This window comes from Klebsiella scottii (genome assembly GCF_036561945.1).
In the GTDB taxonomy this organism is placed as follows: domain Bacteria; phylum Pseudomonadota; class Gammaproteobacteria; order Enterobacterales; family Enterobacteriaceae; genus Klebsiella; species Klebsiella scottii.
This window is the reverse complement of the sequence record NZ_JARXNI010000019.1, coordinates 117,629-140,571: the sequence shown is the minus strand read 5'-3', so window position 1 is coordinate 140,571 and position 22,943 is coordinate 117,629. Positions and strand designations below refer to the sequence as shown.

Genomic DNA, 22,943 nt, shown 5'->3' with positions numbered 1-22,943 from the left:
CAGGCCGCGCCAGCACTGGCTTTGCTCGCAGAGAATAATACCCCCATAAACTTTCCCACTTTTGTGACGGCACTCAACCTTTGAAGTTGTATGACAAGTTATCTTGCTTTCGTCGAAACATATGAACCGACGGAATGCATTACCGATGACAACACGCATCGGATTGAACGGTATGGATGCCGGCTTAAACATAACGATTGATGGCAAGGTTCGGGCCATACGGGTTTCCCACCCTGAGCCCTCCGTTCTCCCTCTTCATCTCTGTTACAGAACTGAAGATGGCCGCACACGCTGCGGATATAAAATAAACGATGAGGTTTTACATGCGTAAAATTAAAGGGTTACGTTGGTATATGATCGCGCTGGTGACATTGGGCACCGTGCTGGGGTACCTGACGCGTAACACTGTGGCTGCGGCTGCGCCAACTCTGATGGAAGAGTTACACATCTCCACCCAACAGTATTCCTATATCATCGCGGCCTACTCGGCTGCTTATACCGTTATGCAGCCTGTTGCGGGCTACGTGCTGGATATTCTGGGTACCAAAATCGGCTACGCCTTCTTCGCTGTCGCCTGGGCTATTTTTTGTGGCTCAACGGCGCTGGCAGGCAGCTGGGGCGGATTAGCGCTGGCTCGTGGCGCCGTCGGCGCCGCTGAGGCCGCCATGATCCCTGCAGGGCTGAAGGCCAGCTCTGAATGGTTCCCGGCAAAGGAGCGCTCTATTGCCGTTGGCTACTTCAACGTTGGCTCCTCGATCGGGGCGATGATCGCGCCGCCGCTGGTGGTGTGGGCGATTGTGATGCACAGCTGGCAGATGGCGTTCATTATTTCCGGCGTTCTGAGCTTCGCATGGGCAATGGCGTGGCTGGTGTTCTATAAACATCCGCGTGACCAGAAAAAATTAACCACCGAAGAGCGCGACTACATCATCGGCGGCCAGGAGTCTCAGCATCAGACCAACAACGGTAAGAAAATGTCGCCGTGGCAGATTCTGCGCAACCGTCAGTTCTGGGGTATCGCCCTGCCGCGCTTCCTTGCAGAGCCGGCCTGGGGGACCTTCAACGCGTGGATCCCGCTGTTCATGTTTAAAGTGTATGGCTTTAACCTGAAAGAGATCGCCATGTTCGCATGGATGCCAATGCTGTTCGCTGACCTCGGCTGTATCGTTGGCGGCTACCTGCCGCCGCTGTTCCAGCGCTGGTTTGGCGTCAACCTGATCGTCTCGCGTAAAATGGTCGTCACCATGGGCGCCGTACTGATGATTGGCCCGGGTATGATTGGTCTGTTCACCAGCCCGTTCGTGGCTATCGCTCTGCTGTGCATCGGTGGCTTTGCTCACCAGGCGCTGTCCGGTGCGCTGATTACGCTCTCTTCCGACGTATTTGGCCGTAATGAGGTAGCGACCGCCAACGGCCTGACCGGGATGGCGGCCTGGATGGCGAGCACCATGTTTGCTCTGGTGGTCGGCGCGCTGGCGGATACCATCGGCTTTAGCCCGCTGTTCGCCGTGCTGGCAGTCTTCGACCTGCTGGGCGCCGTCGTCATCTGGACCGTACTGAAGAACAAATCGGCGAACGATGATGACCCCACTCCGCTCAGCGCGAGTAAACCGGTGACGCAAAGCTAGCGCCTGCCCCGCTCGATTGACCCGCTAAAGCCGCCTCTATAAAGGCGGCTTTTTCATGCCTGGCAGTGGTGGGATGCGCGTAAAAGTGGTATAACAAATCCAATATTGTCGCCATCTTCCGGGAGCGAATATGGAAATCACAGAACCACGTCGTTTGTATCAACAGCTTGCCGCAGAGTTGAAGGCACGTATTGAACAAGGTGTCTACCTGGTGGGCGATAAGCTGCCCGCAGAGCGGTTCATTGCCGACGAGAAAAGCGTTAGCCGTACCGTGGTTCGCGAAGCCATTATCATGCTGGAAGTCGAAGGCTATGTTGAAGTGCGCAAAGGCTCAGGCATTCACGTTATCTCCAATCATCCAAAGCACCAGCAGCCGATCGACGAAAGCCTGGAGTTCGCGAACTACGGTCCGTTTGAGCTGCTGCAGGCCCGCCAGCTGATTGAGAGCAATATCGCCGAGTTTGCCGCCACCCAGGTGACCAAGCAGGACATCATGAAGCTTATGGAGATCCAGGAGAAGGCGCGGAAAGAGAAGTGCTTCCGCGATTCCGAGTGGGACCTCCAGTTTCACGTTCAGGTTGCGCTGGCGACCCAGAACACCGCGCTCGCGGCTATTGTCGAAAAAATGTGGACCCAGCGCGTACACAACCCCTACTGGAAAAAACTGCACGACCATATCGACATGCGCACCGTCGATAGCTGGTGCGACGATCACGACCAGATCCTTAAAGCGCTGATTCGTAAAGATCCGCACGCCGCGAAGCTGGCGATGTGGCAGCATCTGGAAAATACCAAGCTGATGCTGTTCAACGAAACCAGCGATGATTTTGAATTCAACGCCGATCGCTACCTGTTTGCGGAAAATCCGGTTGTTCACCTTGATACCGCCGCCAACGGCGTAAAATAAGCGATTATCCTCATTCCGGGCCGGCACCCAGCGTCTGCCCGCAGTCCTGACCAGGTAAGCAAACATCTATAGTGTCAGCCTGTGTAAAGACACTCGCCACCCGCCGCCGCAATCAGCAAAATCAACATGCAACAAACTGCAATTTATCTGCCGTAAAGTCAGCGGTTTTGTTACAATTAGATGCATTTCGTCGTTCTGTAGCCCGCATTTGCTTATGTTTATCTGATGCACAAAACAGTTCAGGGTGCGTTCAGAGGGCAAAGAAAGAAAAACCCGGCAACGTGGGGCTGGTTTTTCCGCGCAAAGTAGCCTGGAACGACCTGAAGAAGATGATGTCAGACAGGGATCCGTTCAGATCGCATCAGCAGCGACCATAATCCTATAACAACCTATGTCGCTATATTTACACTGCGTTCAGACGTACCGTTAACCGATGTACCAGGAATCGTGAATGGAACTATTAACCCAATTGTTAAATGCTCTGTGGAGCCAGGATTACGAAACTCTCGCCAATCCCTCCATGATTGGCATGCTCTATTTCGTCTTATTTATGATCTTATTTCTCGAAAACGGCCTGCTTCCGGCCGCTTTTTTACCGGGCGATAGCCTGTTAGTTCTGGTTGGCGTCCTGATTGCTAAGGGCGCAATGGGCTTTCCCGAAACGCTGCTGCTGCTCACCGCCGCCGCCAGCCTCGGCTGCTGGCTGAGCTATATTCAGGGCCGCTGGCTGGGCAATACGCGAATTGTGCAAAACTGGCTTTCGCATCTGCCGTCCCACTACCACCAGCGCGCGCACCATCTTTTCCATAAGCACGGGCTTTCCGCGCTGCTGATTGGCCGCTTTATCGCTTTCGTTCGCACCCTGCTGCCGACGATTGCCGGCATCTCGGGGCTGAATAATGCGCGCTTCCAGTTCTTTAACTGGATGAGCGGCCTGCTGTGGGTACTGATTCTGACTTCACTGGGCTACCTGCTGGGCAAAACGCCAGTATTCCTGAAATATGAAGATCAGCTCATGTCCTGCCTGATGCTGCTGCCGGTGGTGCTGCTGGTGTTTGGCTTAATCGGCTCGCTCATTGTGATGTGGAAGAAAAAACACAGAAGTCGGGGCTGATGATGGTTAAAAAACGCCCTTCTCTGCGTCAGACAGGCTGGATGCTGGGCGGTTCTCTTTTGCTGTGCGCCCTGTTCTGGCTTTGGCTGGCGGCGCAACACCACGAAGCCACTCTCGCTATCCACCCTGTAAGTCAGGATGTTGGCATGCCGGACGGCTTTTCCGTCTGGCACCATCTTGATGCCAACGGCATTCGTTTTAAAAGCATCACGCCGCAAAAAGATGGCCTGCTGATCAAATTCGATTCCAGCGCCCAGGGAATAGCGGCGAAAGAAGTGCTGGGACGCGCCCTGCCACACGGCTATATTATTGCTTTGCTGGAGGAAGATAACACGCCAACAGCATGGCTCTCCCGCCTGCGCGATACGCCACACAGGTTTGGATAATTGCCAAAATTCTGAATATTTTCACGCAGTTTGGTGGTTTCCTGTTTTCCTTACTATGCTTAAGACTGCGGGAGCCACCGGGCTGACGTTAATCAACTGGATCGGGTATATCTTATGAATATGCCCTCACACAATGGAAGGTAGCATCCATGAAACACCGCATCGCTTTGCTCCTGGTTTTAACTTCGCTTAGCACCAGCGCTTTTGCCCTCTCCCCCTGTCAGGAAAAAGAGCAGGATATCCAGCGGGAGATTAGCTATGCCGAGAAACATCATAATCAGAACCGTATTGATGGCCTCAACAAGGCGCTGAGTGAAGTTAAGGCACACTGTAGCGACAGCAAGCTTAAAGCCGATCACCAGCAAAAAATCGCTAAACAGCGGGAAGAAATTAGCGAACGTCAGCGCGATCTGCGCGAAGCCAAACAGAAAGGCGATGCTGAGAAAATCAGCAAGCGTCAGCGTAAACTTGATGAAGCGCAGCAAGAGCTGAAAGCGCTTGAGTCACGTGAGTACTAGTATGTATATGGATCACTTTACAGGAGAGAAAGATGCCTAAAGATAACGTTGCAGACGACCTGCGTGCAGAACTGAAGACTCTGGCTGATACCCTGGAAGAAGTGCTGAACTCCTCCACGGATAAATCGAAGGAAGAGATAGGCAAGCTGCGCAGCAAAGCGGAAAGCGCGCTGAAAGAAAGCCGCGTGCGCCTGGGTGAAACCGGCGATGCCATCGTCAGGCAGACCCGTGAAAGCGCCGCTCGCGCCGACGAATACGTTCGCGAAAATCCGTGGACCGGCGTAGGTATTGGCGCAGCCGTTGGGCTGGTGCTGGGTGTCCTGCTGACGCGTCGCTAATTATGGCGGACTCTCAACGCACGCAAGGACCAGGTCAGAGCGTTTTCGGCATTGGCCAGCGCATCGTCTCGCTGCTGGTTGAAATGGTGGAAACGCGTCTGCGTCTGGTGGTCGTGGAGCTGGAAGAAGAGAAGTCTAACCTCTTCCAGCTGTTTCTGATTCTGGGGCTGACCCTGCTGTTCGCCGCGTTCGGGTTGATGAGCCTGCTGGTGCTCATTATCTGGGCCGTCGATCCGCAGTACCGCCTGAACGTCATGATAGCGACCACCGTCGTGCTGCTGCTCGCTTCGCTGATCGGCGGTATCTGGACGCTACGTAAGGCCCGGCGTTCCACATTCCTGCGTCACACCCGCACAGAGCTGGCTAACGACAGAGCGCTGCTGGAGGATGATCAACCGTGAGCAGTCAACAGGAACGTGAGCGGCGTAAGGCCCTTCTGCTGCGGCAGATCCAGCAGCAGCGGCTGGATTTAACCGCCGGCCGCCGCGACTGGCTGACGGCCACCGCGCCGCTCGACCGAGGCTGGCTGACGCTGCAAAACCTTCGCTCGTGGGCGATGGTCGGCAGCGGTATCATGGCAATCTGGTCAGTTCGCCATCCTCGCTTTCTTCTGCGCTGGACCCGGCGCGGCGTCGGCGCCTGGAGTACCTGGCGCATGGTCAGAGGCCTGCTGCGCCAGCAATCATCGCGCTGAGTTTTTCCCCCGCTCTGCTCTCAGGACCTTAACCGGTCCTTTTATTTGCCTGTCGCATAAGCAATTACTCAGAATTCTTGAAGAAGATCTACAGTTTTCCTTGCTAACAATTACTTCAACCTCTCGCTAATATTCTCTCCATCGACAGCAACCCCGCGTAATTACGCAGGTTTGCGCCAAAAAACAAAATCGCCGCCCTTTGGGTTTTCTGGAGTAAGAAATGAAAAAATTAGAAGATGTTGGTGTACTGGTAGCACGTATCCTGATGCCAATCCTGTTTATCACCGCAGGCTGGGGAAAAATCACCGGATATGCCGGCACTCAACAATACATGGAAGCCATGGGCGTACCGGGTGCATTACTGCCGTTAACCATTCTGCTTGAGTTCGGCGGCGGCCTGGCAATCCTGTTCGGTTTCCTGACCCGTACTACCGCGCTGTTCACCGCCGGCTTTACCCTGCTGACCGCGTTCCTGTTCCACAGCAACTTTGCTGAAGGCATGAACTCCCTGATGTTCATGAAAAACCTGACCATCGCAGGCGGCTTCCTGCTGCTGGCTATCACCGGTCCGGGCGCATTTAGCATCGACCGCGTGCTGAATAAAAAGTGGTAAGCGCACTATACTGAATCGAAAAGCGAGGAGATATCTCCTCGCTTTTGCTATCTACAGTCTGAAGGAGGAAAAAATGGGCCAATTAGTCGACGGCGTCTGGCACGATACCTGGTATGACACCAAATCCACCGGAGGACGATTCAAGCGTTCCGTTTCGGCCTTCCGTAACTGGCTGACCGCCGATGGCGCTCCGGGGCCGAGCGGCGATGGCGGCTTCGCTGCCGAAAAAGATCGCTATCACCTGTACGTTTCTCTCGCCTGCCCTTGGGCGCATCGCACCCTTATTCTGCGCAAGCTAAAAGGCCTGGAGCCGTTTATCTCCGTCTCGGTGGTGAATCCCTTGATGTTCGAGAACGGCTGGACGTTCGATAGCAGCTTCCCTGACGCTACCGGCGATACGCTGTATCAGCACCAGTTCCTTTATCAGCTCTATCTGCATGCCGACCCGCAATATACCGGGAGAGTGACGGTGCCGGTACTGTGGGATAAAAAGCAGCAAACTATCGTCAGCAACGAATCAGCTGAAATTATTCGTATGTTCAATACCGCCTTCGACGGGCTTGGGGCGACGGCCGGAGATTACTATCCGCCTGCGCTACGCGAGAACATCGATGAGCTGAACGGCTGGATTTACGACAGCGTGAACAACGGCGTTTATAAAGCCGGGTTCGCCACCAGCCAGCAGGCTTATGATGAAGCCGTTGATGGCGTATTTGCTTCGCTGGAACGCCTGGAGCAGATCCTTGCCCGGCACCGTTACCTGACGGGCGACCAGCTGACCGAAGCCGACATTCGTCTGTGGACGACCCTCGTGCGCTTCGACCCGGTGTATGTGACCCACTTTAAATGCGACCAGCGGCGCATCAGCGATTATCCTAATTTGTACGGCTTCCTGCGCGACATCTACCAGATGCCGGGCATTGCGGAGACCGTTGATTTTGGCCATATTCGCAACCACTACTACCGCAGCCATAAAACCATCAACCCGACCGGAATTATCTCCGTCGGTCCGCAGCAGGATCTCAACGAGCCGCACGGCCGCGATCTTCTTTTTCGCTGATGTATCGGGCGCCCTTTGCGGCGCCTGAAATTTCAGAGCCGCGATATTTACCCGCCTTTCATTCACGTCTATTCTTATTACGATCTCTTTAAAAACAAGTGATTGACGGCTAATCGAGGCATGAGAATGGACTGGTATCTACGGGTAATAAGAAACTATATTGGCTTTGGCGGCCGCGCCCGCCGTAAAGAGTACTGGATGTTTATTCTGGTCAATATCATCCTGACCGGCGTGCTCAGCATTATCGATAAAATGCTGGGCTGGCAGCGGGCGGGAGGTGAAGGCATCCTGACGACGATTTACGGCGTGCTGATCTTTTTGCCGTGGTGGGCGGTACAGTTTCGGCGTTTGCATGACACGGACCGCTCGGCGTGGTGGCTACTGCTGCTGCTGATCCCGGTGATTGGCTGGCTGGTGATTCTGGTGTTCAATTGCCAAAGCGGAACGCCCGGAAATAACCGCTTCGGGCCCGATCCAAAACCCCTTTCATCGTGAACAACGCGCGCCGCCTTCGGGCGGCACGCGGCGCTGATTTACTTCCCGGTAAACAGTCGCGGAATTTCCCGCAGGCACCAGGATTTAGCCTCGCCCATGCTATCGCGGCGCCAGGCCATAATAATGTCAATCTCATTGGTATATTCCGGGCTGACAACCCGTAAGCGCCCTTCGGCAATATCCTGCTCAACCAGCGGGTAAGGCATTGTCGCCACCCCCAGCCCTGCCAGCAGCGCCTGGCGCTTATCTTCAATCGTACTGACCGTTAAACGCGGCTGCTTGTCGAGCAGCTGCACCGTCAGTACCGGACGTTCACGCGCGGTATCCGCCACCGCCACGCCGCGATATTTCACCCGCGTGACTTCGGAAAGCGGCTCCGGCTCCTGATGAATAGGGTGATTCGGCGCCGCAACATAGACGTTCAGCACCGAGTAGAGCTTACGCGAGTTAATTTCCGACGAAGAGCGAAAATGCATATCCGGCGCGACGACGATATCCGCCCGGCCCTGCTCAAGGCGCTCCCATGCGCCGGCAAGCACTTCCGTAATGACGGAGAGCTGCGTGTTCGATTTGGTCGCCAGCTTTTCAATCAGCGGGAAAAAGTCGGTGGTCGGTACCAGCGCTTCGGTGACGATAGTCAGGTGCGTTTCCCAACCGCGGGACAGCGCTTCAGCATCGGTAGTGAGCTTATCCGCCGCCTCCAGCAGGACGCGTCCACGCTCCAGCAGCATGCGGCCAACGTTGGTGAATTTTGTTCGATGACCGGAGCGGTCAAACAGCACCACGTCCAGCTCCTCTTCCAGTTTTTGCATCGTGTAGCTAAGCGCCGAAGGGACGCGTCCGAGCTCGTCAGCCGCGGCGGCAAAGCTCCCGCGCCTGTCGATCGCATCCATTACGCGCAACGCCTCCAGCGTTAATGCTCTCTCTTTAGCCATAGCGCTCTCATTCAGGAAATTTGAATATACCGGGCAGAATATCTGGCTAACAATACAGCGTCCATACCTTTACCATTGATTTAGTGTAAAGAGAGGTCAAGACAATGATTACTACCCGAACAGCCAAACAATGCGGACAAGCAGATTTCGGCTGGCTGCAGGCCCGCTACACCTTTTCCTTTGGACACTACTTCGACCCTAAACTGTTAGGCTACGCCTCCCTGCGCGTGCTCAACCAGGAAGTTCTGGCACCGGGCGCATCGTTCCAGCCGCGTACCTATCCGAAAGTCGATATCCTGAATCTGATCCTGGAAGGTGAAGCGGAGTACCGCGATAGCGACGGCAACCACATGCACGCCAAAGCCGGCGAAGCGCTGCTGATTTCGACCCAGCCGGGCGTCAGCTACAGCGAGCATAATCTGAGTAAAGATCGTTCGCTAACGCGGATGCAGCTGTGGCTGGACGCCTGCCCGGAGCGTGAAAATCCGCTGGTACAGAAGATGAGTATCACCGAAGGTCCCCGGCAGCTGCTGGCTTCACCCGACGGCGCGCAGAATAGTTTGCAGCTACGCCAGCAGGTCTGGATCCATCATCTCGATCTCGCTAAAGGCGATCGGATTAACGTGCAGCTTCACGGACCACGCGCCTATCTGCAGTCGATTCACGGGACCGTGCACGCCGTGGCGCATGAAGAGGAAAAGCAGGCGCTGACCTGCGGCGACGGCGCATTTATTCGTGATGAAGCTAACATTACCCTCGTTGCCGATACGCCTTTGCGCGCTTTACTGATAGATTTACCGGTGTAAAAACGGGAGTCATGGAGCTTATCAGTGAGTAAGAAGAAATCGAAGAAGAGCGCATCGCCGATTCAGCCGACCTTGCCGGAAACAACAAACGTCGTCAGCTTTGGCTACGAAGAGATGCTAAGCGAGCTGGAGGCTATCGTCGCCGATGCGGAGATACGACTTCAGGATGAAGAAAAAGTCGCCTGATACCCAAAATCGGCTCCTGCCGGGGCCGATGCCGCGTCATCCCGCCTGACCAGGCCATTTTGACCTCCGCCGTGCGGCTTTGTTTTCATAAAGAGCATCGTGGACAGTCATTCATCCGTGCAGAAAGCACAAAACCCCGCCGAAGCGGGGTTCCTGAATAAAGTTGAAGCTGACCGATAAGCCGCGTTCTTTTCATGGAAAGCGTCGTGGACAGTCATTCATCCGCGCAGAAAGCACAAAACCCGCCGGAGCGGGTTTGGTGTCGAATGAGTTGAAGCTGACCGATAAGCCGGGTTCTGTCGTGGACAGTCATTCATCTAGGCCAGCAATCGCTCACTGGCTCAAGCAGCCTACCCGGGTTCAGTACGGGCCGTACCTTATGAACCCCTATTTGGCCTTGCTCCGGGTGGAGTTTACCGTGCCGCGAACTGTTACCAGCCGCGCGGTGCGCTCTTACCGCACCCTTTCACCCTTACCTGATCCCGCTTGCGCGGGCCATCGGCGGTTTGCTCTCTGTTGCACTGGTCGTGGGTTTCCCCCCCAGGCGTTACCTGGCACCCTGCCCTATGGAGCCCGGACTTTCCTCCCCTCCGCCCGTCTCCCCCGAAGGAGGACGACGACGAAGCGGCGACTGTCTGGTCAGCTTCGGCGCGAAGTATAGAGGGTTTGCCGCCGGTTGTCATCCCTCCATCGCCATCCCGGCCCGCAATGTCGCGGCGATATTGCGCGACGCGCGATAAATATTGTCCGATGCCCCGCGAAACGCCTCTTCCAGCGTTGTAATGTTGGTCAGCACGCTGAATACCGCATCGATGCCAAACTGATGCACCACGCCAACGTCGCGGGTCAGGCTACCGGCAATACCAATCACCGGCTTATGGTATTTTTTCGCCACGCTCGCCACGCCGACCGGCACCTTGCCATGAATACTTTGGCTATCAAGCCGCCCTTCGCCGGTCACCACCAGCGAGCAGTCGAGAATATGCTCTTCCAGATTCAGCGCCTGGGTGACAATCTCGACCCCGCTGCGCAGTTCGGCATTCAGGAACGCCATCAGCGCGGCCCCCATACCTCCGGCGGCGCCGGCTCCCGCCACCTGTTTCACGTCCACGCGCAAATCCGTTTTTATCACATCGGCATAGTGTTCAAGATTGCGATCCAGCTCAAGGATCATCGCTTCGGTCGCTCCCTTCTGCGGGCCAAAAATACGCGAGGCGCCCACATCACCAGTCAGCGGATTGGTCACGTCGCAGGCTACGCGGATCGCACACTCCTGAAGCCGGGCGTCCAGACCGCGGAGATCGATAGCATTCAGGCTGGCGAGGCTCCCGCCGCCGTTGCCAATCTCGCTGCCATTAGCATCGCGGAGGCTGGCTCCTAGCGCCTGCACCATGCCAGCGCCGCCATCGTTAGTGGCGCTGCCGCCGATGCCGATAATGATATTTTTCGCCCCATGATCCAGCGCCTGGAGAATCAGCTCGCCGGTCCCGCGCGATGTCGTCAGCAGCGGGTTGCGCAGCGCCGGCGGAACCAGACCCAGTCCGCTGGCGGCCGCCATCTCGATAAACGCCGTTTTACCGTCGCCGGACATTCCCCAGCTGGCATTCACCTTTTCACCTAACGGCCCCGTAACCAGAGCGGTATATTCATAACCCTGCGTGGCGGCAATCATGGCCTCAACGGTGCCTTCACCACCGTCGGCAACCGGAACGGAAACATACTCTGCATCGGGGAAAATTTCCCGAAATCCTTTTTCTATCGCCTGAGCTACCTCAATGGCAGAAAGGCTTTCTTTATAAGAGTCTGGGGCGATTACGATTTTCATAGTTATGTAGCCTGACAGTGCCGCGCAAGGCAAGAATTACAGGGCGCGTTTCGCGCCCTTCTTGTTAGCGAGTGACTTCCACTTTCGCCAGTTTTTCGTAATAGCATGCCAGCGCGCTGTGGTCGGCGGTACCCAGACCGTCGGCACGCAGCGCCTGCATCATTTCCATCACCGCCGCCGTCAGCGGCAGCTGAGCGCCCACGCCGTGGGACGTATCCAGCGCATTGGCCAGATCCTTAATATGCAGGTCGATGCGGAAACCCGGCTTGAAGTTACGATCCATGACCATCGGCGCTTTCGCATCCAGCACGGTGCTCCCCGCCAGGCCGCCGCGGATAGCCTGATACACCAGATCCGGATTGACGCCCGCTTTGGTGGCCAGGGTCAGGGCTTCAGACATCGCGGCAATATTCAGCGCGACGATCACCTGGTTGGCCAGCTTCGTCACGTTGCCTGCCCCTACTTCTCCGGTGTGCACGACCGAACCGGCCATCGTCTTCATCAGGTCGTAGTATTTATCGAAGATAGCCTTATCACCGCCGACCATCACCGACAGCGTGCCGTCGATCGCCTTCGGCTCGCCGCCGCTTACCGGCGCGTCGAGCATATCCACGCCCTTCGCTTTCAGCGCTTCGCTGATTTCGCGGCTGGCCAGCGGCGCGATGGAGCTCATATCAATCAGTACGGTACCCGGCTTCGCGCCGTCAATAATGCCGTTTTCACCCAGCGCCACTTCTTTCACATGCGGGGAGTTCGGCAGCATCGTGATAATCACATCGCACTGTTCGGCAATAGCCTTCGCCGTTGCCGCTGTTTCTGCCCCGGCAGCAATCGCTTCGGCAACCGCTTCAGGATTACGGTCGGAGACCACCAGCGAGTAACCGGCTTTCAGCAAGTTTTTGCTCATAGGCTTGCCCATGATGCCCAGGCCAATAAAACCAACTTTCATCGTCATAACGTTCTCTCTCTTTTGATCCCGAGGGTTATTTTTTAAAAGAATCCGCAAGCTTCTGCGTGGCGGAGCGGAATGCGCCCAAATCGCTGCCGACGGCAACAAAGGTTGCGCCCCATTCCAGATAGCGACGCGCATCGGCCTCTACCGGCGCCAGAATTCCGCTCGGCTTACCGTGCTTTTTCGCACTCGCAAAAATTTGCTGAATAGCGCGCTGAACCTCAGGGTGTGAGGCATTGCCCAGATGGCCTAACGCCGCGGCGAGGTCGCTTGGGCCGACAAAAATGCCGTCAACGCCTTCGGTTGCCGCGATGGCATCGACGTTATCTACGCCCTGCTGGCTTTCAATCTGTACAAGAATGGTGATGTTTTTGTTTGATTGCGCGAAGTAATCCGGCACGGTGCCAAACATGTTGGCGCGGTGAGAAACGGACACCCCGCGGATGCCTTCCGGCGGATAGCGGGTGGAGGCCACGGCGTTAACCGCCTCTTCTTTACTTTCAACAAAAGGGATCAGGAAGTTATAAAAACCGATATCCAGCAGGCGCTTAATGATAACCGGCTCGTTGGTCGGGACCCGGACAACCGCAGCGCTGGAGCTGCCCTTCAGGGCCATCAGCTGTGGAATAAAGGTCGTAATATCGTTTGGCGCATGCTCGCCATCCAGCACCAGCCAGTCAAAGCCCGCCAGGCCTAATACTTCGGTGCTAACGGGGCTGGCCAGCGCGGACCAGCAGCCAATCTGAACCTGATGAGCAGCCAGCGCCGCCTTGAATTTGTTCGGGAAGATATCGTTATTCATCGCTTATACCTTGTCACTTAACCGTGAATTATTTTTGCAATTCCATACGTTTGATATCGCCAACAATGAAGAGGTAGCAAACCATCGCCATCAGAGCTGAACAACCGACAAACACCAGCGCTGCGTTAAATGAATGCAGTTCGCTGACCAGATAGCCGATGACCAGCGGAGTAACAATGGACGCCACGTTACCGAATACGTTGAAGACCCCGCCGCACAGACCAACAATCTCTTTCGGAGCGGTATCGGAAATCACCGGCCAACCGAGGGCACCAAAGCCTTTACCGAAGAACGCCAGCGCCATCAGGGTCACCACCAGCGCGGTGTTATCGGTGTAGTTACACAGAATAATGGTTGAGGCCAGCAGCATGCCGAGAACGATGGGCAGCTTACGAGCCAGAGTGATAGAAAAACCGCGCTTAATCAGATAGTCGGAGAACACGCCGCCCAGTACGCCGCCGGCGAAACCGCACAGCGCCGGGATGGATGCCACCAGCCCCACTTTCAGAATCGACATCCCCTTTTCCTGCACCAGGTAAATCGGGAACCAGGTGAGGAAGAACCAGGTGATGGTGTTGATAAAATATTGGCCAAAGAATACGCCCAGCATCATGCGGTTGGTTAACAGCTGCTTGATATAGTGGAGTTTAGGCCCGCTGGCCGCATTGCCGCCGGGCTTTTTATGGTCCATATCCACTACCGCGCCGTTGTCAGAGATAAACTTCAGCTCTTCTTTTGACATCCGCGGATGGTCGGTCGGGTTATGAATCAGCTTTGCCCACAGGCCGGTGAGGATAAAACCAATGACCCCCATAACGGTAAACACGTGCTCCCAGCCCCAGGCGAAGGTTAACCAGCCGAGCAGAGGCGAGAACAGCGCCAGTGAAAAATATTGTGCAGAGTTAAAGATAGCGGAGGCGGTACCGCGCTCTTTCGTCGGGAACCAGGCCGCGACGATACGGGCGTTAGCCGGAAATGATGGCGCTTCCGAAAAGCCCAGCATAAACCGCATAATGAACATCGAGATCCCGGCCCAGGCAAGCGGAAAGACGTCAACAAAGCCCTGCAGAAAGGTAAACAGCGACCAGAAGAACAGACTGTAGGTGTAGACTTTCTTCGAGCCAAACTTATCAAGCAGCCAGCCGCCGGGGATTTGCATCAGCAAATAGGCCCAGCCAAAGGCGGAGAAAATGTATCCCATCGACACGGCGCTGAGCTGAAGCTCTTTTGCTACTTCGGTTCCGGCAATGGAGAGCGTTGCGCGGTCGGCATAGTTAACGGCGGTGACGATAAATATTATCAGTAAAATTAAATATCGGGTGGGGAATCCCTTTTTTGTTGCTTCAACCGTATCAAGCATCATTTTATTTACCTCAGGTACTCGAGAAGTTATTTTATTATTATTTGAGCGTTACACTAAAGATGCCCTTCAAATAAAAACAAACATCAAATAGCAAATCTGGCGTAATGAAATCGTCATTCAGTATAAACAGCAGGCATCCGCCGTGCATTGTGCAAACGCACAATTAATTAGGTTAATATAAATATTACTTTAAACATATGCATATAATAATGGGCGCTGATGCACATATTTACGCTTTGATGCCGCTGCTGGCGCGGCTATCACGATAATGAGTGATCGCGGTCACATTCTTGATGGCGAACTCCTGACATTCTAATTCCACAATACTGAGAACATCCTCAATTAGATTCAAAATATATAGAGTTTATTATTTTATTATCCCCACCTGGCTGGAGAATACTGGACAATGGCCGACATCGAAATTAGACAAGAATCGCCCAGCGCGTTTTATATAAAAGTACATGACACCGATAATGTGGCAATTATTGTTAATGATAATGGTCTGAAAGCCGGGAGTCGTTTCCCGGACGGACTGGAGCTGATTGAACATATTCCTCAGGGCCATAAGGTGGCGCTGGTGGATATTCCCGTTCACGGCGAAATCATCCGCTATGGCGAAGTCATCGGCTACGCCGTTCGCGATATCGCGCGCGGCAGCTGGATTGACGAATCCACGGTAGAACTGCCCAGCGCGCCGCCGCTGAATACCCTGCCGCTGGCCACCAAAGTCCCGCAGGCGCTGCCCGCACTGGAAGGGTATACCTTTGAAGGCTATCGCAATGCCGACGGCAGCGTCGGGAGCAAGAATCTGCTCGGCATCACCACCAGCGTGCACTGCGTGGCTGGGGTTGTCGATTACGTGGTCAAAATCATCGAACGCGACCTGCTGCCGAAGTATCCGAACGTCGATGGCGTCGTGGGCCTGAATCACCTCTACGGCTGCGGCGTAGCCATCAACGCGCCGGCGGCCGTCGTGCCTATCCGCACCATCCACAATATCTCGTTGAACCCGAATTTTGGCGGCGAGGTGATGGTGGTTGGCCTGGGCTGTGAAAAGCTGCAGCCGGAGCGCCTGCTGCAGGGGACAGAAGATGTCCAGCCTGTCGCCGTGGACAGCGCCAGCATCGTGCGGCTGCAGGATGAACATCACGTTGGCTTTAAATCAATGGTCGACGATATTCTGCAGGTTGCGGAGCGTCACCTGGCGAAGCTCAACCAGCGCCAGCGCGAAACCTGTCCGGCTTCCGAGCTGGTGGTCGGCATGCAGTGCGGCGGCAGCGACGCGTTTTCCGGCGTCACCGCCAACCCGGCGGTGGGCTATGCCTCCGACCTGCTGGTACGCTGCGGCGCGACGGTGATGTTCTCAGAGGTCACCGAAGTCCGTGACGCCATTCATCTGCTAACGCCACGCGCGGTGAACGAGGAGGTCGGTAAACGCCTGCTCGAAGAGATGGCCTGGTACGATAACTATCTCGACCTCGGTCAAACCGATCGCAGCGCCAACCCCTCTCCGGGGAATAAAAAGGGCGGCCTCGCCAACGTGGTGGAAAAGGCGCTGGGCTCTATCGCCAAATCGGGGAAAAGTGCGATTGTCGAGGTGCTGTCGCCGGGCCAGCGCCCGACGAAACGCGGGCTGATATTTGCCGCCACGCCCGCCAGCGATTTTGTTTGCGGAACCCAGCAGGTCGCATCAGGCATTACGGTTCAGGTATTCACCACCGGCCGCGGTACGCCATACGGCCTCGTCGCGGTGCCGGTCATAAAAATGGCAACCCGCACCGAGCTTGCGAACCGCTGGTATGACCTGATGGATATTAACGCTGGCACAATCGCCACCGGCGAAGAGAGTATCGAAGAGGTTGGCCTGAAGCTGTTTGAGTTTATTCTTGACGTCGCCAGCGGCCGGAAGAAAACCTTCTCAGATCAGTGGGGGCTGCATAACCAGCTGGCGGTGTTTAACCCGGCGCCGGTAACCTGATTTACCGCCGGACGGCGCAGCGTTGAGCCTCTCTCCTGCGAGGAGAGGGGCCACGTTTAGCCCTTCACCAGTCGCACATCAATGCCGCTCTTGCGCAGCCCTTCAAGGCTTTCGGTCGGGATGCCTTCATCAACGATAATCATATCAATCCGCTGAGTGTCGATAATCTTATGCAGGCTCGAACGATTAAATTTCGTTGAATCGGTCACGACAACGATCCGCTCCGCCACTTCGCACATCCGGCGATTCAGACGCGCTTCATCTTCATTATGGGTACTCACGCCGCGATCGAGATCGATGGCATCGACGCCAAGAAAAAGCATGTCAAAGTGGTAATTCTGTAGAGACTGCTCCGCCTGGTCGCCATAGAACGACTGCGACTGGCGGCGCAGGTGTCCCCCGGTCATCAGCAGCTCCACCCCTTCGGCATCCAGCAGCGCATTCGCCACGTTCATCCCGTTAGTCATGACTATCAAATCGGTATGCTGACGCAGCATACGGGCAATTTCATACGTTGTGGTGCCGGAGTCGAGAATAATCCGGTGCCCCGGTTGAATCAGTTCTACCGCCGCCTGCGCGATGCTGCGCTTCACCGCGGTATTGAGCGCGCTTTTATCTTCCACTGACGGCTCCGCAGCGGGCGTTGTACCGTCACAGATCAGCGCCCCGCCATAGGCGCGAACGGCGATGCCCTGCTTTTCCAGAAAGGCCAGATCGTTGCGAATCGTCACCGTCGAGACGCCATATAGCAGAGCAAGGTCGTTCACCTGCACGCTTCCCTGCTGCCGCAGCCGCTGGATAATTTGCTCGCGCCTCTCACTGGTGCCGCTGATGCGCTTATCTGCAGAAGAGTCGGTACTGCTCATAAGTATTCCTTTAGCTAAATCTTTCGTTTCATTTCGTTTTGCCTATTAACACCTTTCTTTTAGCGGAATGCAAGCCCCGCAACGCGCTACGGCGGTCCACATCCTGACGCTGAAACCTTTCATTATGTTTCTTTTGTGAAATAGATCGGAAAACTATTATCTTTCGTTTTATTTTTACAGCACCATGACGCAGTATTAAATGAAACAAAACGAAAGATTAATGTCATTACCATCCGAAATGGAGAGGAAAGTGAAACATCTTACAGAAATGGTGGCACAGCATAAACGAGGGAGTACAAGCGGAATTTATGCCGTCTGTTCCGCGCATCCGCTGGTACTTGAAGCGGCCATTCGTTACGCCCGGGCCCAGCAGGCTCCGCTGCTGATCGAAGCCACCTCCAATCAGGTGGATCAGTTCGGTGGCTATACCGGCATGACGCCCACTGATTTCCGCGGCTTTGTCTGCCAGCTCGCCAGCTCGCTCGATTTTCCCCAGTCGCAGCTGATCCTCGGCGGCGATCATCTCGGCCCTAACCGCTGGCAAAATCTGCCCGCAGCCCAGGCGATGGCCAATGCCGACGATCTCATTAAAAGCTACGTCGCAGCAGGCTTTAAGAAAATCCATCTCGATTGCAGCATGTCCTGCGAGGGCGATCCGCTGCCGTTAACCGATGAGATCGTTGCAGATCGCGCCGCCCGACTGGCAAAGATAGCCGAAGAGACCTGCCGTAAGCACTTTGGCGAATCCGACCTGGTCTACGTGATAGGCACCGAAGTGCCCGTCCCAGGCGGCGCCCATGAAACGCTTACCGAACTGCAGGTCACCACTCCTGACGCGGCGCGCGCGACGCTGGAAGCGCATCGCCATGCCTTTGCGCAGCGCGGGTTGACCAATATCTGGCCGCGCATTATCGGGCTGGTGGTCCAGCCCGGCGTCGAATTCGATCATATCAACGTTATCGACTATCAGCCGCAGAAAGCCGTAGCGCTGAGCGCAATGGTGGAAGCTTATGACACGCTGATATTTGAAGCCCACTCCACGGACTATCAGACGCCGCAGGCGCTTCGTCAGCTGGTGAAAGATCATTTTGCCATTCTGAAGGTCGGCCCGGCGCTCACCTTCGCCCTGCGTGAAGCGCTGTTCTCGCTGGCGGCAATAGAGGAAGAACTCCTGCCCGCGAAAGCGTGCTCCGGCCTGCGTCAGGTGCTGGAAAACGTGATGCTCGATCGCCCGGAATATTGGCAAAACCACTATCACGGCGACGGCAACGCGCGGCGCCTGGCGCGCGGATACAGCTACTCCGACCGCGTCCGCTACTACTGGCCGGACAGCCAGATCGATGAGGCGTTTGCACGCCTGGTGCGCAATCTTGCCGACTGGACGATTCCGCTGCCGCTCATCAGCCAGTATATGCCGTTGCAGTACACCAAAGTTCGCGAGGGCGATCTCAAGGCGGCACCGCGGGAGCTCATCATCGACCACATTCAGGACATACTGCAGCAGTACCACGCTGCCTGTAAGGGCGTTACGTCCCATAACGCATAACAACGAAGAGGAAAACGCGATGCCAAACATTGTCTTAAGTCGTATCGATGAACGTTTGATCCACGGTCAGGTGGGCGTCCAGTGGGTCGGGTTTGCGGGAGCGAACCTGGTGCTGGTGGCCAACGATGAGGTTGCTGAAGATTCGGTACAGCAAAATCTGATGGAGATGGTGCTGGCGGAGGGGATCGCCGTACGCTTCTGGTCGCTGCAAAAAGTGATTGAAAATATCCACCGCGCCGCCGACAGGCAAAAAATTCTGCTGGTCTGTAAAACACCGGCTGACTTCCTCAGGCTGGTGGAGGGCGGAGTTCCCGTCACGCGTATCAACGTAGGAAATATGCACTACGCCAATGGCAAACAGCATATTGCCAAAACGGTTTCTGTAGACGCGAACGATATTGCCGCGTTTAACGGCCTCAAGGCCGCCGGGGTGGAATGCTTCGTTCAGGGCGTTCCAACAGAACCCGCTTTGGATCTCTTTAAACTACTCTGAGGGATTCATAATGGAAATCAGTCTGTTGCAGGCTTTTGCATTAGGTATTCTTGCCTTTATTGCCGGCCTGGATATGTTCAACGGGTTAACCCATATGCACCGTCCGGTGGTCCTCGGCCCGCTGGTGGGCCTGATTCTGGGCGATCTGCATACCGGTATTTTAACCGGCGGCACGCTGGAGCTGGTCTGGATGGGGCTGGCCCCGCTGGCGGGCGCCCAGCCGCCAAACGTGATTATCGGCACTATCGTCGGTACCACCTTTGCCATTACCACAGGCGTGAAGCCTGATGTCGCCGTCGGCGTCGCCGTCCCCTTCGCCGTCGCGGTACAGATGGGGATCACCTTCCTGTTCTCGGTGATGTCCGGCGTGATGTCCCGCTGCGACCGCATGGCGGCAAACGCCGATACCAGGGGTATTGAGCGAGTGAACTATCTGGCCCTGCTGGCGTTAGGGATCTTCTATTTTCTCTGCGCCTTCCTGCCTATCTTTTTCGGGGCGGAACATGCGAAAACCGCCATCGATGTGCTACCGGAGCGCCTGATTGACGGCCTCGGCGTGGCGGGCGGCATCATGCCGGCTATCGGCTTCGCCGTACTGCTGAAAATCATGATGAAAAACGTCTATATCCCCTACTTTATCATCGGCTTTGTCGCCGCAGCATGGCTGAAGCTACCGGTGCTGGCGATTGCCGCCGCGGCGCTGGCGATGGCGCTCATTGACCTGCTGCGCAAATCTCCGGAACCGGCTGCGCCGGCGGCACAGAAAGAGGAATTCGAAGATGGCATCTAATCAAACCACTCTGCCAGGCGCCTCCACCTCCGAAGAGACGCTGCTTTCCGGCGTAAATGAAAACGTCTACGAAGAGCAGACCCTCGGTGCGGAGCTGACGAAAAAAGATATTAACCGCGTCGCCTGGCGCTCTATGCTTCTGCAGGCCTCGTTCAACTACGAACGTATGCAGGCGTCCGGCTGGCTGTACGGCCTGCTGCCGGCGCTGAAAAAGATCCACACCAACAAACGCGACCTGGCACGCGCCATGAAAGGTCATATGGGGTTCTTCAACACCCACCCGTTCCTGGTGACCTTTGTCATCGGCATCATCCTTGCGATGGAGCGCTCCAAGCAGGACGTCAACAGCATCCAGAGCACTAAAATCGCCGTCGGCGCCCCGCTGGGCGGGATTGGCGATGCGATGTTCTGGCTGACGCTGCTGCCGATTTGCGGCGGCATTGGCGCCAGCCTCGCGCTGCAAGGTTCTATCCTCGGCGCGGTGGTGTTTATTGTGCTGTTTAACGTGGTGCATCTCGGGTTGCGCTTTGGCCTTGCGCACTATGCTTATCGTATGGGCGTGGCGGCGATACCGTTAATTAAAGCCAATACCAAAAAGGTCGGGCACGCGGCGTCAATCGTCGGGATGACGGTGATTGGCGCGCTGGTGGCAACCTATGTTCGCCTCAGCACCACGCTGGAGATCACCGCAGGTGATGCGGTGGTGAAACTGCAAACGGATGTTATCGATAAGCTGATGCCGGCGTTTCTACCGCTGGTTTATACCCTGACCATGTTCTGGCTGGTGCGCCGCGGCTGGAGCCCGCTGCGACTCATCGCGCTCACCGTCGTACTGGGTGTCGTGGGTAAATTCTGCCACTTTCTGTAAATACAAAGAGGTATGCGATGTTAGGTATTATTTTGACGGGTCATGGCGGCTTTGCCAGCGGTATGGCAATGGCGATGAAACAGATACTGGGCGAGCAGTCGCAGTTTATCGCTATCGATTTTCCGGAAACCTCAACGACCGCACTGCTCACCTCACAGCTTGAGCAGGCGGTGAGCCAGCTGGACGCTGAAGACGATATCGTTTTTCTGACGGACCTGCTGGGCGGGACGCCGTTTCGCGTGGCCTCAACGCTGGCGATGCAAAAACCAGGGAGGGAAGTGATCACCGGCACCAATCTGCAGCTGCTGCTGGAAATGGTGCTGGAACGTGAGGGCCTGAACGGCGAGGCGTTTCGTCTGCAGGCGCTGGAGTGCGGGCACCGCGGGTTAACCAGCCTGGTCGACGAGCTCGCGCGCTGTCGCGAAGAGAAACCGGTAGAGGAAGGGATATGACGCAGATTCTGCGCGCCAGACGCCTGCTGACCGAGCAGGGCTGGCTTGCCGATCATCAGTTGCGTATAGAAGCTGGCGTCATCACCGCAGTCGAGCCGGTTCCCGCCGGCGTGACCGCTCGCGACGCCGATCTGCTTTGCCCGGCTTACATCGATATTCACGTCCACGGCGGCGCGGGTATTGATGTGATGGACGAAACGCCGGACGCGCTCGACAGGCTGGCAATATATAAAGCGCGCGAGGGGGTCGGCGCCTGGCTGCCGACCACCGTCACCGCACCGCTGCCGGCCATCCACGGCGCGCTGGAACGCATCGCCCGGCGAGTGCTTTCCGGTGGCCCCGGCGCGCAGGTGCTGGGCAGCTATCTGGAAGGACCCTACTTCACTCCGCAGAATAAAGGCGCCCATCCGCCTGAGCTGTTCCGCGAGCTGGACGTCGCCGAGCTGGACTCCTTGATTACCTGCTCGCGACGAACCCTGCGGGTGGTGGCGCTGGCGCCGGAAAAGCCGGGGGCAATAGCGGCGATTCATCATCTTAAACGGCAGGGCGTGCGGGTGATGCTGGGCCATAGCGCCGCCACCTATGACCAGACCCGTGCCGCCTTCGCTGCCGGCGCCGACGGGCTGGTGCACTGCTACAACGGGATGAGCGGATTACATCACCGGGAACCGGGCATGGTCGGCGCCGGGTTCACCACGCCGCAGGCGTGGCTGGAGCTTATTGCCGACGGGCATCATGTCCATCCCGCCGCCATGCGTCTGTGTTGCTGCTGCGCCGGGCAACGCATTGTCCTGATCACCGATGCGATGCAGGCAGCCGGTATGCCCGATGGCCGCTATTCGCTCTGCGGCGAAGCGGTGGAGATGCGCGGCGGTATCGTACGAACGGCCTCCGGTAGCCTCGCAGGCAGTACGCTCTCGCTTGATGCGGCCGTTCGCAACATGGTCGAGCTGGCGGGTGCTGCGCCGGAAGATGCCATCCATATGGCTTCGCTGCACCCCGCCCGCCTGCTGGGTATCGACGACCGATTGGGATCGTTACGCACGGGGAAATGCGCGAATGTTATTGCGCTAAACGACAGGCTACACCTTCAGCAAATCTGGATTCAGGGCCAGGCTCTCCCCCTTTAGCCCTTTCATTATGTGTCATGTTGGCCTTCGCCCTCTGCGCGCAAGGCCTTTCTTTTTCTTGCGAAAATAGCGTCAATCCCCGCGATTATTTAATTAAAAAAATATATTTATCATATAGATATATAAATTCATTGCTTTTTGATCACAGTTTTCATTTTATTTCTTGTTTCTTTGATTGAACTTTCGATTTCTTTGCTA

26 protein-coding genes and 1 other RNA gene are annotated in these 22,943 nt (G+C 56.0%); 20 read left to right on the top strand and 7 right to left on the bottom strand.

Features of this window, described 5'->3' with window-relative positions:
- Positions 1 to 323: 323 nt before the first annotated feature.
- From QFI97_RS04445 to QFI97_RS04395, 11 genes are all read left to right on the top strand, one after another.
- Entirely contained in the window at positions 324 to 1,628 is a 1,305-nt protein-coding gene (locus QFI97_RS04445) for an MFS transporter (protein WP_331834943.1), read from the top strand.
- A 130-nt stretch (positions 1,629 to 1,758) separates the two neighbouring features.
- Positions 1,759 to 2,535, top strand: coding sequence for a transcriptional regulator ExuR (gene exuR, locus QFI97_RS04440; protein WP_095099744.1), 777 nt, complete (start codon positions 1,759 to 1,761; stop codon positions 2,533 to 2,535).
- Positions 2,536 to 2,986: 451 nt separating this feature from the next.
- Entirely contained in the window at positions 2,987 to 3,649 is a 663-nt protein-coding gene (gene yqjA, locus QFI97_RS04435) for a DedA family general envelope maintenance protein YqjA (RefSeq protein ID WP_045856710.1), read from the top strand.
- Positions 3,649 to 4,035: an EnvZ/OmpR regulon moderator MzrA gene (gene mzrA, locus QFI97_RS04430; protein ID WP_189339851.1), complete on the top strand. Its 387-nt coding sequence runs from the start codon at positions 3,649 to 3,651 to the stop codon at positions 4,033 to 4,035. Before yqjA ends, mzrA begins: the two co-directional genes overlap by 1 nt.
- 149 nt (positions 4,036 to 4,184) lie before the next feature.
- A complete protein-coding gene (locus QFI97_RS04425) occupies positions 4,185 to 4,553 on the top strand; it encodes a DUF1090 domain-containing protein (RefSeq protein WP_095099746.1) in 369 nt (122 codons plus the stop codon).
- A 32-nt stretch (positions 4,554 to 4,585) separates the two neighbouring features.
- Positions 4,586 to 4,891, top strand: coding sequence for an ElaB/YgaM/YqjD family protein (locus tag QFI97_RS04420; protein WP_041147347.1), 306 nt, complete (start codon positions 4,586 to 4,588; stop codon positions 4,889 to 4,891).
- Between the two features lie 2 nt (positions 4,892 to 4,893).
- Positions 4,894 to 5,292, top strand: coding sequence for a phage holin family protein (locus tag QFI97_RS04415; RefSeq protein ID WP_346430620.1), 399 nt, complete (start codon positions 4,894 to 4,896; stop codon positions 5,290 to 5,292).
- On the top strand, positions 5,289 to 5,585 hold the full coding sequence (locus QFI97_RS04410; protein ID WP_346430619.1) for a YqjK-like family protein: 297 nt from the start codon (positions 5,289 to 5,291) through the stop codon (positions 5,583 to 5,585). Before QFI97_RS04415 ends, QFI97_RS04410 begins: the two co-directional genes overlap by 4 nt.
- Positions 5,586 to 5,805: 220 nt before the next feature.
- A complete protein-coding gene (locus tag QFI97_RS04405; RefSeq protein ID WP_095099755.1) occupies positions 5,806 to 6,198 on the top strand; it encodes a DoxX family protein in 393 nt (130 codons plus the stop codon).
- Positions 6,199 to 6,271: 73 nt separating this feature from the next.
- Positions 6,272 to 7,258 (top strand): glutathione S-transferase family protein, encoded by a 987-nt coding sequence (locus QFI97_RS04400; RefSeq protein ID WP_095099760.1) that lies wholly within the window; start codon positions 6,272 to 6,274, stop codon positions 7,256 to 7,258.
- Between the two features lie 126 nt (positions 7,259 to 7,384).
- Positions 7,385 to 7,753, top strand: coding sequence for a DUF805 domain-containing protein (locus QFI97_RS04395; protein ID WP_095099764.1), 369 nt, complete (start codon positions 7,385 to 7,387; stop codon positions 7,751 to 7,753).
- A gap of 38 nt (positions 7,754 to 7,791) precedes the next feature.
- On the opposite strand, the gene QFI97_RS04390 is transcribed toward QFI97_RS04395, so the two are convergent.
- Positions 7,792 to 8,688, bottom strand: a complete 897-nt coding sequence (locus QFI97_RS04390; protein WP_095099767.1) for a LysR family transcriptional regulator — start codon at positions 8,686 to 8,688, stop codon at positions 7,792 to 7,794.
- 104 nt (positions 8,689 to 8,792) lie between these two features.
- Between QFI97_RS04390 and QFI97_RS04385 the strand changes: the two genes are divergently transcribed.
- Complete coding sequence (locus QFI97_RS04385; RefSeq protein WP_095099770.1) at positions 8,793 to 9,494, top strand: pirin family protein; 702 nt, start codon at positions 8,793 to 8,795, stop codon at positions 9,492 to 9,494.
- 24 nt (positions 9,495 to 9,518) lie between these two features.
- The gene (locus tag QFI97_RS04380) at positions 9,519 to 9,680 is read left to right on the top strand and encodes a protein YhaL (RefSeq protein ID WP_157349167.1); all 162 of its coding nucleotides are present in this window, start codon (positions 9,519 to 9,521) and stop codon (positions 9,678 to 9,680) included.
- Between the two features lie 269 nt (positions 9,681 to 9,949).
- Here the strand turns inward: QFI97_RS04380 and rnpB are convergent.
- From rnpB to garP, 5 genes are all read right to left on the bottom strand, one after another.
- An RNA gene (gene rnpB, locus QFI97_RS04375) (RNase P RNA component class A) lies at positions 9,950 to 10,327 on the bottom strand.
- 32 nt (positions 10,328 to 10,359) lie between these two features.
- Positions 10,360 to 11,505: a glycerate 2-kinase gene (gene garK, locus QFI97_RS04370; RefSeq protein ID WP_346430618.1), complete on the bottom strand. Its 1,146-nt coding sequence runs from the start codon at positions 11,503 to 11,505 to the stop codon at positions 10,360 to 10,362.
- Positions 11,506 to 11,569: 64 nt separating this feature from the next.
- A complete protein-coding gene (gene garR / locus QFI97_RS04365) occupies positions 11,570 to 12,460 on the bottom strand; it encodes a 2-hydroxy-3-oxopropionate reductase (RefSeq protein WP_095099778.1) in 891 nt (296 codons plus the stop codon).
- Positions 12,461 to 12,488: 28 nt separating this feature from the next.
- Positions 12,489 to 13,259 (bottom strand): 2-dehydro-3-deoxyglucarate aldolase, encoded by a 771-nt coding sequence (gene garL, locus QFI97_RS04360; RefSeq protein ID WP_095099781.1) that lies wholly within the window; start codon positions 13,257 to 13,259, stop codon positions 12,489 to 12,491.
- Positions 13,260 to 13,287: 28 nt separating this feature from the next.
- A complete protein-coding gene (gene garP / locus QFI97_RS04355; protein ID WP_095099783.1) occupies positions 13,288 to 14,622 on the bottom strand; it encodes a galactarate/glucarate/glycerate transporter GarP in 1,335 nt (444 codons plus the stop codon).
- A 406-nt stretch (positions 14,623 to 15,028) separates the two neighbouring features.
- On the opposite strand from garP, the gene garD reads away from it, so the two are divergent.
- Entirely contained in the window at positions 15,029 to 16,600 is a 1,572-nt protein-coding gene (gene garD / locus QFI97_RS04350; protein ID WP_331834954.1) for a galactarate dehydratase, read from the top strand.
- Between the two features lie 56 nt (positions 16,601 to 16,656).
- On the opposite strand, the gene QFI97_RS04345 is transcribed toward garD, so the two are convergent.
- Positions 16,657 to 17,466 carry a DeoR family transcriptional regulator gene (locus QFI97_RS04345; protein ID WP_095099788.1) on the bottom strand — a complete coding sequence of 270 codons (810 nt, stop codon included), beginning with the start codon at positions 17,464 to 17,466 and terminating at the stop codon, positions 16,657 to 16,659.
- Positions 17,467 to 17,704: 238 nt separating this feature from the next.
- On the opposite strand from QFI97_RS04345, the gene kbaZ reads away from it, so the two are divergent.
- The 6 genes from kbaZ to nagA are packed head-to-tail and all read left to right on the top strand — an operon-like array spanning position 17,705 to position 22,745.
- Entirely contained in the window at positions 17,705 to 19,012 is a 1,308-nt protein-coding gene (gene kbaZ, locus QFI97_RS04340) for a tagatose-bisphosphate aldolase subunit KbaZ (protein WP_095099791.1), read from the top strand.
- Positions 19,013 to 19,031: 19 nt separating this feature from the next.
- The gene (gene agaV / locus QFI97_RS04335) at positions 19,032 to 19,505 is read left to right on the top strand and encodes a PTS N-acetylgalactosamine transporter subunit IIB (RefSeq protein ID WP_095099794.1); all 474 of its coding nucleotides are present in this window, start codon (positions 19,032 to 19,034) and stop codon (positions 19,503 to 19,505) included.
- A 10-nt stretch (positions 19,506 to 19,515) separates the two neighbouring features.
- A complete protein-coding gene (gene agaW / locus QFI97_RS04330; protein WP_095099797.1) occupies positions 19,516 to 20,295 on the top strand; it encodes a PTS N-acetylgalactosamine transporter subunit IIC in 780 nt (259 codons plus the stop codon).
- Positions 20,285 to 21,163: a PTS N-acetylgalactosamine transporter subunit IID gene (gene agaE / locus QFI97_RS04325; RefSeq protein WP_346430617.1), complete on the top strand. Its 879-nt coding sequence runs from the start codon at positions 20,285 to 20,287 to the stop codon at positions 21,161 to 21,163. The genes agaW and agaE overlap by 11 nt, the downstream gene beginning before the upstream one ends.
- A 17-nt stretch (positions 21,164 to 21,180) precedes the next feature.
- Positions 21,181 to 21,615: a PTS galactosamine/N-acetylgalactosamine transporter subunit IIA gene (agaF, locus tag QFI97_RS04320; RefSeq protein WP_095099803.1), complete on the top strand. Its 435-nt coding sequence runs from the start codon at positions 21,181 to 21,183 to the stop codon at positions 21,613 to 21,615.
- Positions 21,612 to 22,745, top strand: a complete 1,134-nt coding sequence (gene nagA, locus QFI97_RS04315; protein ID WP_095099806.1) for an N-acetylglucosamine-6-phosphate deacetylase — start codon at positions 21,612 to 21,614, stop codon at positions 22,743 to 22,745. The genes agaF and nagA overlap by 4 nt, the downstream gene beginning before the upstream one ends.
- Positions 22,746 to 22,943: the final 198 nt, after the last annotated feature.